This window comes from Mucilaginibacter sp. (genome assembly GCF_035492695.1).
Lineage (GTDB): Bacteria > Bacteroidota > Bacteroidia > Sphingobacteriales > Sphingobacteriaceae > Mucilaginibacter.
The window spans coordinates 451,710-464,116 of the sequence record NZ_DATJJC010000033.1; the positions used below are offsets into that span (position 1 = coordinate 451,710).

Sequence of the window (12,407 nt, forward strand, 5' to 3'; positions counted from 1 at the left end):
ATCCTCCAGAGTTTTATATTTTTTGTTTTATTAACTTCGGCAGGTATAAATCAACTCTTATACCAAGGAGAAAAAAGCCCCTATTTCGGACAATTTGTCCTTTTGATTTAAATTCTTACAGACACAATGTCATCAAATGAGCGAAAATATAGCAGATTATAAGTTCCGTACCCCTATCCCCATCCGCTTTTCGGACCTGGATTTCTACGGGCATGTGAATAACGCCATCTATCTCACCTATTTTGAAATAGCCCGTTCCAACTACTGGCGCGATGTAGTGAAGTGGGACTGGAATAACAATGGGATCATCCTCGCCCGGTCAGAAGTGAATTATTTAAAACCAATTACCCGCAACGACGAGATAGCTTGTTACGTCCGTACCACACGCATCGGCAACAGTAGCTTTGATGTGATGCATGTACTGGTAAAGGTGACCGAAAACGGTGAGGAAATATGCACCACCGGCAAAACGGTTTGTATTAGTTATGATTACAGCATAAATAAACCCGTCAAAATTCCCGCCGACCAGCGCGCGCGCATGATAGCCTATGATGAGCCGGGAATGATATTAAATACGAATTGACGTGCAGATTTCAAATGTGCGGATGATAAGGCATGCATGTATCTATTAATGAATTGACAAGCATTTGCACATCTGAAATTAGCACATTTGCAAATTAAAATGCCCTTATACCTCGCATTGAAAGCAACTGCTCATCCAATTTGGAAATATTCTTTTTATGACCCGACACAAAAATGGCGGCATGCATAACCCCATCCTTTTTGTTGACGAGCCTGCGTTGTACAGTGAGTTTATGTTTGCGGATGATATTTTCAAGGTCCAGTAATTCATCGAAATTATTACTGTCAAATACCAGGTTCAGCAGTTTTTCATGGCGAATTTTATCAAGATAGTTCTCGAACAGGTTAAATAATACCAGTACGATGATCGTCAGGAACGTTGATGCAATAGCCAGCATATAGTTCCCGGCGCCATTAGCCATTCCAATTGCTGCCGCTACCCAAATAACCGCTGCGGTAGTTAAGCCATTAACAGATATTTTATCCTTAAATATCACGCCGGCACCAATAAAACCTACGCCTGTTACCAGGTTGATGTTGACACCCTGCCCTGCCCGTTGCGATATCATGGTGAATATGGTCGAGCCCAGGCAAATAAGGATAATCGTGCGGAAACCGGCTGTTTTGTTTTTATACTGGCGCTCGAAACCGAGGATGCCGCCGCAGAGAACGGCAATCAGTATTTTGATAACATCGTGGGTGGCTATCCCGAATTCAAGAGGCATGGCTGTTGATTTAGTCCGGCAGATTAAATTTACAACTTATATTTATTTATAATCCGTGTAATCATATCAGATAAATCGATGCAATCCAATTCAAAATATCTTCCCGGGATTTAATATTCCCTTCGGATCAAACACCTTCTTTACGCCCCGCCAAAGCTCAAAATGAACGTTGGAATATTTTATCGGCATAAACTCCTTTTGTACCAGGCCGATGCCATGCTCGCCCGAGAGTGTTCCGCCAAGCGATACAGTTAGCTCAAATATTTCGCGGATGCCATCTTTCAGCTTATTATGCCAGTCATCGTCGCTCATATTGCCTTTGAGGATATTAACATGTAAGTTGCCGTCCCCGGCGTGCCCAAAACAAACCGAATCGAAGTTATACCTGGCGCCAATTTCTTTAATACCATTGAACAATTGCGGCAGATTGGCCCGCGGAACAACCGTGTCCTCTTCTTTAAATATCGAATTGGATTTAACGGAAACAGCCATTGTGCGGCGCAGCCGCCACAGTTCTTCTTTCTGGGCCGCAGTATCTGCGAACAGCACATCCTTACAATCAAACCGTTCCAATACACTGTTGATCTTTTCACAATCGCTAAAGATCACATCCATATTATTACCGTCAACTTCTATTAACAGGTAAGCTTCAATACCCTCTTTCAATTCAAAGTTCAGGCCATCGTATTGAATCACCCATTCCAGTCCGCGCCGCTCCATAAATTCCAAAGCTGAAGGAACAATACCCGCCCTGAAAATAGCGGAAACCGCAGCACAAGCCGCGTCAGGTGTTTCGAAGGATGCCAGCAAAAGCGCATCCTGTGTAGGGCGCGGTATCAACTTGGTTACGATCTTGGTTATAATGCCTAACGTACCCTCCGACCCTATCAACAACTGGGTCAAATTGTAGCCTGTTGCATATTTCAGCGTATTAGCCCCTGTCCATATAATGTCGCCATCGGGTAAAACTACCTCGAGGTTTAAAATATATTCCCTTATCGTGCCATACTTCACCACTCTTGGCCCGCCGGAACCATGAGAAACATTGCCCCCGATAAAGCAGCTTCCTTTACTTGCCGGGTCTACCGGGTACAGCAACTCTTTTTCGGCAACGGTATCCATAAATACCTCGGTTATTACGCCAGGTTCTACCGTAGCCTGCAAATTATCTTCGTCGATGTCCAGGATATGGTTAAAGCGTTCCATCGAGATGAGCAAGCCGCCCATAACCGGCAAGGCCCCGCCACTTAACCCCGTGCCCGCTCCCCGTACCGTTACCGGGATCATCTGCTGATTGCAAAGTTTCATTAAAGCCGAAATTTCCTCGGGAGATTTTGGCTTAACGGCAACTTCAGGGTAATAAGTAAGGTCCTCGGTTTCATCATGGCTGTATTTTTCCAGCCCGGCATGGTCGGTCACAACAAAGTTGTCGCCAACAATAGCCTTGATGGCTGATACTACCTCGCCTGTGATTTTATTAAATTCCATTTTCAGGTTTGTTATAAGTAATGGTAACGCTCGAATGATCTACTTTACCCCTCAATGGCGGGTTTAGCTTTTTTATGGTGACGGAAACGACGGCTACATAGGGATAATGCTTTACAATATCGTCAATAATGGCCTGGCAAAGCGTTTCAATCAATTTTCGCGGATGCTGCATCTGTGTGAAAGTAAGCTCGTACAGGTGCTCGTAATTTACGGTATCGGCCAGCTTATCATTTTGCAAAGCGCCCTGCGGCTCAAAATCAGCCGATATGTCCACTACAAATTTGCTTCCCAATAACTGCTCTTCCGGGTAAAAGCCGTGTTTGCCAAAAAATTCGGCGCCGTGTAGTGCTACGTTGATCATGGGTCAAATTTAGTTGATTGAGTTGTCTTTTTAGTCGGAAAGTCCGCATAAGTCCGAAAGACTTTCTATGAAAATGCCATCTTTCGGACTTTCCGACTTACGCGGACTTCCGGACTAAACTTCTATCTTTGCCGCACCAATTATTTTTCTCAATGGCAAAAACTGATCTCTTTGAAGCTCCTGATTACTATTTAGTAGATGAACTGCTCACTGACGAGCATAAACTGATACGCGCAAGTGTGCGCGATTGGGTGAAAAAAGAAGTAAGTCCGATCATAGAGGACTATGCGCAAAAAGCTGAATTTCCGAAACAGCTGCTAAAGGGCCTTGCCGAAATAGGCGCTTTCGGGCCTACTATCCCTGTTGAATATGGCGGCGCCGGCCTTGATTACATTTCCTACGGCATTATTATGCAGGAGATAGAGCGGGGCGATTCTGGCATACGGTCGACAGCTTCTGTTCAGGGTTCATTGGTGATGTATCCTATTTATGCCTACGGTTCCGAAGAGCAAAAACATAAATATCTGCCCGGGCTTGCGAGTGGTGAATTAATGGGATGCTTCGGTCTGACCGAACCCGACCATGGTTCGAACCCAAATGGTATGACCACTAATATCAAAGATGCAGGTGATCATTACATTCTCAACGGCGCTAAAATGTGGATTTCAAACTCTCCTTTTGCGGATATCGCTGTAGTATGGGCCAAAGATGAAAGCGGAAAAATACGCGGCCTGGTGGTTGAACGTGGCATGGATGGTTTTTCAACACCTGAGACACACAACAAGTGGTCGCTGCGCGCATCGGCCACAGGCGAACTGGTTTTTGATAATGTAAAAGTTCCTAAAGAAAATATTTTTCCTAACGTTTCGGGATTAAAAGGTCCGCTTGGTTGTTTGAACCAGGCCCGGTACGGCATTGCATGGGGCGCCATAGGCGCAGCGATGGATTGCTATGATACTGCCCTGCGTTATTCCAAAGAACGTGTGCAGTTTGGCCGGCCAATAGCGGGTTTCCAGTTGCAGCAAAAGAAACTGGCCGAAATGATTACAGAAATAACTAAAGCGCAATTATTGGTTTGGCGTTTGGGTACTTTAAAAAATGAGAACAGGGCCACTCCGGCACAAATTTCCATGGCTAAACGGAATAGCGTCGAAACCGCGATCACGATAGCCCGCGAAGCTCGTCAAATGCTTGGCGGTATGGGTATAACCGGCGAATATCCTATCATGAGGCACATGATGAACCTGGAATCGGTAATTACTTACGAGGGTACCCACGATATTCATTTACTGATAACGGGCATGGATATCACTGGTGAAGACGCCTTTAAATAAGTACCATAAATATTACAAAAAAAGAATTTTCCCGCTATAACATCGTTTTATATATTATCGTATAAAGCAAATGTTTATGGGCCTTTTTTGGAAGTTTTTGCTGAGCATCACCTACGATATTAAATTAAAATATTTAAAGATATTTCCATCTCTTCTCCTGCCTCTTATTTTAACTTCATGTGCCAAAAAGGATAATGCCTCGGCTGATTACTCCGGGGCTTTCAAAGTGGTATCTAAAACGGTTACTCACTATTATGATATTAACCAGCCCGATAAAGCGATAGCTTACCTCGATGAGTCTTTCCATACCGTTAATAACCCAACTATAAACGACCGGTTCAGATTTTATGGCTTTCATTACGTTTATTGGCAAAAAGCTAAACAGGATTATAAAAAAGCTATGCCGTATGCCGACAGCATGCTGATGATGGCGCATAAAAGTGTTACCAAAGAACAATATATAACCAATTTCGCCGAGGCCAATTACGCCAAAGGCGATACTTATTTCAGCCTTAATCAATATAACGATGCCTACCAGTGTTACTTCCAGGGCTACCTGATGGGTAAAAACTATCTCAACCAGGCTTCTGCGGCAGACTATACTTACCGGATGGGCATGATCATGTTCAAACAAGGGCATTACAAACTTGCAGCGGGGTATTTTAAAGAAAGCTATGCAAAAAGCCTTTTAGTAAAGGACGATCACGGCTTCGTTTGGTTCTATCGCCGGCAGGAATTACTGGATAACATTGGAGAGAGTTATACCTACAGCGGTGATATTGACAGTGCGATAAGCTATTTTGATAAAGCACTTAAGTATGTAAATGAAAACGACGGCAAATTCAAAGTAAAGAGCCAGTATATTGATATTGCGCGGGGTGTCATCTATAACAACAAGGCCCAGGCGCTGATAGCCCTAAAAGAATATGATGAAGCTGAACAGTTACTTAAAAAAAGCATAGCTATTAATATTCAAAAAGGAGCTGACAACGGTGACGCCGAATTAGCCCAACTTAAGCTTGCACAGATATATTCAATAAAGGGCGAAAGCGGCCTCCTCAGGTCTTTGCTTTCAGATTTACGCAAACAGCTGGATGTTATAAAAAATGATGACGCCGAAGCCGATTGGAATAGGTTGATGGGGGATTATTATCTTAAAAAGAACGACCTGGCAAAGGCAATAGTTTACACTCAAAATTATAACGCCCTTAAGGACTCGACGATCAAACGGCTCACGTTGTTAAAAGAAAGTGACGTAAACCAGCAGCTGGCAAATCTTGAAAAACAATATGAGATAGAAAACCTCAGTAATAATAATAAAATGCAGGGTATGTATCTCGATATCGCCATCGTTAGCGCGGTGCTGCTTGCTGCTATTGTATTCCTTGTTTGGAGAAACTGGAGGCAATCGAAATTTGACGTAGCTATGGTTATCATGCTCAACAAGCAAATAAACCAGCAAAAGGCCGACCTTGAAAAAGCCCTTGACGAAGTAAAATTCAGCAGCCGCGAAAAGGACCGCATCCTGCGTGCGGTTGCACACGATCTGCGAAACCCGCTGGGTGGTATTGCTTCGCTTACAAGTATGATGGTTGAAGAAAGCGAACATGACAAGGACCTGCAAAGCCAGCTGGTTCTTATCAAACAAACGGCTGCGGATACGCTCGAACTCATTAACGAGATATTGGAAGCTACCAACAACTCTTTGTCCCAATTAAAAAAACAATCGGTTGATGTGAATGCCCTGGTAACCAATAGCGTGGAATTATTACGGTTTAAGGCGGCTGAAAAGCATCAGCAGATTGTGCTCGAAGGACTTGATCACCCGGTGGAACTCAGCATAAACCGTGAAAAAATATGGCGGGTTATCAGCAACCTCATTAGCAACGCTATAAAATTCAGCCCGGTCGATGCGACGATTAAAGTTAAAACTTTCCAGAAGGGTGATACAGTTATTGTTTCAATTAACGACCACGGTATTGGCATTCCGGATAATATGAAGGACAAGGTGTTCAATATGTTTACTGATGCTAAAAGGCCGGGTACAATGGGCGAAAAATCCTTTGGTTTGGGCCTTTCCATCAGCAAGCAGATAGTCGAGAAACACCGCGGTAAAATTTGGTTTGAAAGCGAACCTAAAAAGGGAACGACTTTTTATGTTAGCCTGCCGCGATCCATAAAGGATGATATTGACCAGGATCAATTGCCGGCCGGTAAAGAACTGGCCCGTCACTAAACATCTTTCAAAAAATTGGCATACCAATGCCCCGATGCTTTGATAATGCGTTTTTGCGTTTCAAAATCAACATAGATCAACCCAAAACGGGGGTGATACCCTTCTGCCCATTCAAAGTTATCGGTCAGGGTCCATACAAAGTAGCCATCTACACGGCATCCCTCCTGCTTCGCTTTCAGTAACTGCTCCAGATTATCCCGGATATATTCGGTTCTTTTTTGATCGTTTACCGCGCCGTCCATAATCGTGTCCGGAAAAGCAGCTCCGTTTTCCGTTATGATGATCTTTTTGATCTGTGGATAAGCGTTAAACTTTTTGAGGATATAGTATATCGCCGGTGGATATACTTCCCATTTCATAGCAGTTATTTCCACACCGCGTTTTTCGGCTTTCACCAAACTGGCATTAACGTAAGGTGTGAAAAATGAATATTTTACAATTTCGCGTGTGTAATTCTGCAGACCGATAAAATCGAAATCAAAAACCATATTTTGTTCGTCGCCCGGTTTATAGAATTTTTCAAGCCCTTTTAGTACAGGAATATCACCTATCGGATACCCCAGGCCCAATATCGGTTCAATAAACAAACGGTTCACCAAAGCATCCGCACGATGAGCTGCGGCTATATTCCGGCTGCTGTCCGAATAGGGTTCAATATGCGAACATGAGAAGGTTGACCCAATGATGGCCCCGGGTAACAGCTCGCGCAATTTTTTTGCACCCGCAACCATACTCAAGACAATATGATGTATCGCCGGCAAAAAGTTCCTGATACCCGTTCGACCCGGGGCATGTATGCCAAAAAAATACCCTGCCCCCGAAAATACCGATGGTTCGTTCATTACCATCCAATACTTTACCCGGTCGCCAAAATGTTCTGCGCATATCCGGGTATAATTGGTGAACCACTCAATGATGTCGCGGTTTGTCCACCCGCCCCTTTCTTCCAGTATTTTGGGAAGGTCCCAATGATAAATAGTTACCCAGGGCTCAATACCTTGTTTGATACAATAGTCTATCACCCGGTTATAATAAGCTATTCCGGCCTGGTTCACATCGCCGGTTCCGGCTGGTAAAATGCGCGTCCACGAAATAGAAAAACGAAAATTGGGAATGTTGAGTTGTTTTAGCAGGTCAATGTCTGCCTCGTAATTGTTGTAAAAATCACAGGCAGTTTTCGCATGATGGCCATTCAATACTTTCCCCTTTTTTGCAGTGAACGCATCCCATATCGACTCACCTTTTCCATCGGCGTCATGTCCGCCCTCGATCTGGAACGCCGCTGTCGACACGCCCCACTTGAAATCGGCACCAAAAAGACTTTTATTAAATTTATCCATAGAGCAGCATCACCTGTGGTTGCTGTAAGCAACTAAAGTATGACAATATGCAAACCCCAAATTGTACAATATAATTGGATAAAAGAAGAGCAGCGGGCAAAGAATTTAGTGAATAAATGATGATCGCATGTTCTTCATGAGCAGCCATTCACGGAAATGCCGGATAAGCTTTGAAAAATTAACGGTGAATCTCATAACACTTACTTTTACGTTACAAAAATCCAATAAGCATATGTTGTTAACGTGACGCTTGTATTATGTTTATGTTAAAATTTATTGCTTAAAAGTTTAATGGCATCACAAAAATATTGCGTACAAATGAGATAACACATAATGTTTGCAACGTCGCTGTTAATTAGTTTTGAAGCATGAAAGAATATTTTACCCGCCTCTTTAACTACAACAAGCACGAGAATTTGCTGATCATTGAAACAATTATCAAAGCAGGCAGCCCAAATGATTCCGTTGGACTAATGGCGCACCTGCTATCAGCACAGCAAATATGGATCACACGGTGCAAGGGACAATCAGCCACCGGCCGGGTTTTGTGGCCCGCCGACTGGAATGCCGGCGATATGGCTGACATTGTGGAGGAAAACAATAAAGCCTGGCTGGATCTCCTGCACACATATACTACGTCCGACTTTGATAACACTATTAACTACCAAAATATGCAGGGAGAAAGCTTTGAGAATAAACTGAGTGATATTTTAGCACACGTGATCAATCATGGCACTCACCACCGCGCGCAGATAGGCCAGCAGTTGAAACTATCTGGCATTGAGAAACTTCCGGTTACCGACTATATATTTTATCTGCGAACACATTAAGATTGATTATTGCATACCTGCCGGATTAGCGATTAAGGCTAAAAAAAGGTATTTTTGACGCGCAAAACCCACCGACCATGAAACATCTTCCCGCATTATTGCTCATCGCACTGTTATTTTTTTCGTGTAAAGACAACACCAAAGATGAAAAGGCGTTGCTGAACGATATTTTAAAGGTACATGACAAGGTAATGATGAAGGATGAGGCGCTGATAAAAGATAAATCTCGCGTTGATAGCCTGATAAAGTTACCGTCAAAAGATACTGCCGAAAAAGCAAGCCTGAGATCTATAGGAATGAAGCTGACCGCTGCTGACGATACTATGGGAAGCTGGATGAATAAGTTTCAAACAGATATGAGCGGCAAATCGCATGACGAGGTAATGAAATATTACACTGACCAGAAAAAGCAGGTTATGGCAGTAGATTCCCTGGTTAATACCGCGATCAGTGACGCAGATAAATACTTTTCAACCCATAAATAAAATGAAGAAGCTGGTTTTAGGATTTTTGGTGATAGCGATGTGGGGCGCCTGCAAGTCGGATTCCGGTAATAAGATGGCCCTGCCTATTTTCGGCAGCCGCAGGGCAGTTTCCAAAGTAGTTGACGGGAAAACAGAGGTAGATACAATTTATCAAACCATCCCAAAATTCGGTTTTGTAAACCAGTATGGCGATAGTATTACCAATAAAAGTCTTGACGGCGATATCTACGTAGCCGACTTTTTCTTCACCACATGTCCTTCTATATGCCCCATCATGGCCCGCAATATGCTAAAGATATACGATACGTATAAAGGCGATGGAAACTTTAAGATTCTATCACACACTATCGATCCGAAGCACGACAGCGTACCGGTATTAAAGAAATATGCAGATAAATTAGGTGTAACAGGCAATACATGGTGGTTTGTGCAAGGCAAAAAAGAGGAAACTTACGATATAGCCGAAAAGAACTACCTGGTTGCGGTAAAAAAGGACAGCACCGCTGCGGGCGGTTATGTTCATGCCGGTTATTTTGTACTGGTTGATAAGCAAAAGCGTATCCGCGGAGCTTATGATGGCACAGATCCCAAACAGGTTGACCAGTTGATAGAAGACATTAAAGCGCTAAAGGCTGAACCTGACGAAGCTATCGTACAATGATTTACAGGATAACCGCCTTTATTGCAGTAGTCTTCGGCGTAGTTATCGCTGTATCGTGCGAGAACGATCACACGCTTGAGTTTAAACGATATTATTCCATTGGCGCCGAAGTTTACCAAACCCATTGCCAAAACTGCCACGGCATCAACGGCCAGGGATTATTAGCGCTTGTTCCCCCGTTAAACGATTCAACTTATCTTAAAAATAATAAGACATCTTTAGCCTGCTACGTTCGCTCCGGACTAAAAGACACAATAGTGATCAACGGAAAAACCTTTGAAGATGTGATGCCTGCAAATGACCTTGCCCCAATGCAAATAGCCCAGGTGCTAACTTATGTTGGTAATTCATTCGGCAACAAGATCGGAACGGTCACCGAGGAACAGGTGACAGCTAACTTAGCTGCATGCAAGTAAACCGTAATTTCCGGACTTTCTGACTTATGAGGTTCCGATGGCTATCGGAATGCGGACTAAAAAAACTACCTTTGTATTGCAAATCGTTCTATCGCTCCCGGCTCCTGGCCGGGGGAGGAAAGTCCGGGCAACACAGAGCATCCTGCTTCCTAACGGGAAGGCGCCGTTCAGCCGGCGACAGAAAGTGCCACAGAAAATAAACCGCCTTCGGGCAAGGGTGAAAACGTGAGGTAAGAGCTCACGGCTTTCCCGGGCGACCGGGATCGCGGTAAACCTCAGGAGTTGAAAGACCAAATAGGTCCCGGACCGGAAGCTGCTCGCTTCTAATTCCGATTTATCGGGATAGCCGGGATGGGTAGGTTGCTTGAACCTGTCAGCAATGGCAGGGCCAGATAAATGATAGAAGTTCACAGAACCCGGCTTATAGCTTTGCTGCTGAAAAAATAACCCTATTCTGCCAAAACAGGATGGGGTTATTTTTTGTATAATCCAAAGTGTTTATTTTTCTATACATTTCTTATAACTTAGCGCGTTAATATTTCTACCACCTTTATACTTAAGCATGGCTAAAATTTTAATAATTGATGATGAACGGGCTATTCGCAGCACCCTTCGCGAGATACTTGAATATGAGAATTACGAAGTTGACGATGTAGATAACGGTGTCGATGGTATCTCGATGATCGAAACCGGGGACTACGACCTGGTACTCTGCGACATCAAAATGAACCGGATGGATGGCATGGAAGTGCTAACCGAAGGGCTGGCTTTAAAACCAGACCTGCCATTTATAATGATATCCGGCCACGGCACTGTAGAGACGGCGGTTGAAGCCAGCAAAAAAGGAGCATTTGACTTTATATCCAAACCACCCGACCTAAACCGTTTGCTCATCACTGTGCGCAACGCATTGGACAGGGGAAGCCTGGTTAGCGAAGCCAAAGTACTGAAACGTAAGGTCTCCAAGGTACGACCTATACTGGGCGAATCGCAGGCCATCATGAAAATAAAGGAAACCATTGAGCGCGTGGCCCCTACCGAGGCCCGTGTGCTGGTAACCGGCGCCAATGGCAGTGGTAAGGAATTGGTGGCGCGCTGGCTGCACGAGAAATCCAACCGGGCGAACGCCCCGCTTATCGAGGTGAACTGCGCGGCAATTCCATCAGAACTGATCGAAAGTGAATTGTTTGGCCATGAAAAAGGGTCGTTTACTTCGGCAGTAAAACAACGTATCGGAAAGTTCGAATCAGCACACGGTGGTACACTTTTCCTCGATGAGATCGGCGACATGAGCCATTCGGCACAGGCAAAGGTACTTCGCGCTTTGCAGGAAAGTAAGATAACACGTGTAGGCGGCGAAAAGGAAATTGAAGTAGATGTAAGGGTGATAGCGGCTACCAATAAAGACCTGTTAAAAGAGATAGAGGCAGGTAATTTTCGTATGGACCTTTACCATCGTTTAAGTGTTATATTGATCCACGTTCCGCCTCTTGTCGACCGTAAAGACGATATTCCCCTGCTTACCCAAAACTTTCTTGAAGAGATTTGCAACGAATATGGCATGCCGACTAAGAGAGCCTCCGACGGCGCCCTAGACGCATTAAAGGCATTGCCATGGACAGGTAACATCCGCGAGTTAAGGAACATGGTGGAACGTTTGATCATCCTGAGCGATAAAACTATCACCGAAAACGATGTACGTTCATTTGCCAATCCTGCGGGGCCGGTTACGGCATCATTAAATGGCTCTGCTCCTGCCCAGCAAACGGACTTTGACCAGTTTGCTAACTTCCAGGAATATAAGGATTACGCTGAACGTGAATATATCAAATTCAAGCTGGAAAAAAATAACTGGAACGTATCAAAAACAGCTGATGATATTGACATACAGAGGAGCCACCTGTACAGTAAAATAGAGAAGTACGGGTTAAAACGGGGCGAATAGCTCC

Annotated in this window: 12 protein-coding genes and 1 other RNA gene; 9 read left to right on the top strand and 4 right to left on the bottom strand. The window is 44.1% G+C overall.

The window, feature by feature from the left end; translation table 11 throughout:
• Positions 1-136 precede the first annotated feature (136 nt).
• Complete coding sequence (locus VL525_RS22305) at positions 137-583, top strand: thioesterase family protein (RefSeq protein ID WP_325389894.1); 447 nt, start codon at positions 137-139, stop codon at positions 581-583.
• Between the two features lie 94 nt (positions 584-677).
• Here VL525_RS22305 and VL525_RS22310 read toward each other — a convergent pair whose 3' ends face one another.
• The 3 genes from VL525_RS22310 to folB form a co-directional block, all read right to left on the bottom strand.
• Entirely contained in the window at positions 678-1,307 is a 630-nt protein-coding gene (locus tag VL525_RS22310; RefSeq protein WP_325389896.1) for an MgtC/SapB family protein, read from the bottom strand.
• A 90-nt stretch (positions 1,308-1,397) separates the two neighbouring features.
• The gene (locus tag VL525_RS22315; RefSeq protein WP_325389898.1) at positions 1,398-2,795 is read right to left on the bottom strand and encodes an FAD-binding oxidoreductase; all 1,398 of its coding nucleotides are present in this window, start codon (positions 2,793-2,795) and stop codon (positions 1,398-1,400) included.
• Positions 2,785-3,156, bottom strand: coding sequence for a dihydroneopterin aldolase (gene folB / locus VL525_RS22320; protein WP_325389900.1), 372 nt, complete (start codon positions 3,154-3,156; stop codon positions 2,785-2,787). Before folB ends, VL525_RS22315 begins: the two co-directional genes overlap by 11 nt.
• A 152-nt stretch (positions 3,157-3,308) precedes the next feature.
• On the opposite strand from folB, the gene VL525_RS22325 reads away from it, so the two are divergent.
• Both VL525_RS22325 and VL525_RS22330 read left to right on the top strand, forming a co-directional pair.
• Positions 3,309-4,490 (top strand): acyl-CoA dehydrogenase family protein, encoded by a 1,182-nt coding sequence (locus VL525_RS22325; protein WP_325389902.1) that lies wholly within the window; start codon positions 3,309-3,311, stop codon positions 4,488-4,490.
• 70 nt (positions 4,491-4,560) lie between these two features.
• The gene (locus VL525_RS22330) at positions 4,561-6,726 is read left to right on the top strand and encodes a tetratricopeptide repeat-containing sensor histidine kinase (protein ID WP_325389904.1); all 2,166 of its coding nucleotides are present in this window, start codon (positions 4,561-4,563) and stop codon (positions 6,724-6,726) included.
• Here VL525_RS22330 and VL525_RS22335 read toward each other — a convergent pair.
• The gene (locus VL525_RS22335) at positions 6,723-8,066 is read right to left on the bottom strand and encodes a GH1 family beta-glucosidase (RefSeq protein ID WP_325389906.1); all 1,344 of its coding nucleotides are present in this window, start codon (positions 8,064-8,066) and stop codon (positions 6,723-6,725) included. The genes VL525_RS22330 and VL525_RS22335 overlap by 4 nt on opposite strands.
• A gap of 368 nt (positions 8,067-8,434) precedes the next feature.
• Here VL525_RS22335 and VL525_RS22340 point away from each other — a divergent pair, with 368 nt between their 5' ends.
• The 6 genes from VL525_RS22340 to VL525_RS22365 all read left to right on the top strand — a co-directional run bounded on the left by VL525_RS22340 (position 8,435) and on the right by VL525_RS22365 (position 12,403).
• Positions 8,435-8,896 carry a DinB family protein gene (locus VL525_RS22340; RefSeq protein ID WP_325389908.1) on the top strand — a complete coding sequence of 154 codons (462 nt, stop codon included), beginning with the start codon at positions 8,435-8,437 and terminating at the stop codon, positions 8,894-8,896.
• 77 nt (positions 8,897-8,973) lie between these two features.
• Positions 8,974-9,381, top strand: a complete 408-nt coding sequence (locus tag VL525_RS22345; protein WP_325389910.1) for a hypothetical protein — start codon at positions 8,974-8,976, stop codon at positions 9,379-9,381.
• A 1-nt stretch (position 9,382) separates the two neighbouring features.
• The gene (locus VL525_RS22350; RefSeq protein ID WP_325389912.1) at positions 9,383-10,042 is read left to right on the top strand and encodes an SCO family protein; all 660 of its coding nucleotides are present in this window, start codon (positions 9,383-9,385) and stop codon (positions 10,040-10,042) included.
• Positions 10,039-10,458, top strand: a complete 420-nt coding sequence (locus VL525_RS22355; protein WP_325389914.1) for a cytochrome c — start codon at positions 10,039-10,041, stop codon at positions 10,456-10,458. Before VL525_RS22350 ends, VL525_RS22355 begins: the two co-directional genes overlap by 4 nt.
• Positions 10,459-10,533: 75 nt before the next feature.
• An RNA gene (rnpB, locus tag VL525_RS22360) (RNase P RNA component class A) lies at positions 10,534-10,898 on the top strand.
• Positions 10,899-11,020: 122 nt separating this feature from the next.
• Positions 11,021-12,403 carry a sigma-54 dependent transcriptional regulator gene (locus VL525_RS22365; protein WP_325389916.1) on the top strand — a complete coding sequence of 461 codons (1,383 nt, stop codon included), beginning with the start codon at positions 11,021-11,023 and terminating at the stop codon, positions 12,401-12,403.
• Positions 12,404-12,407: the final 4 nt, after the last annotated feature.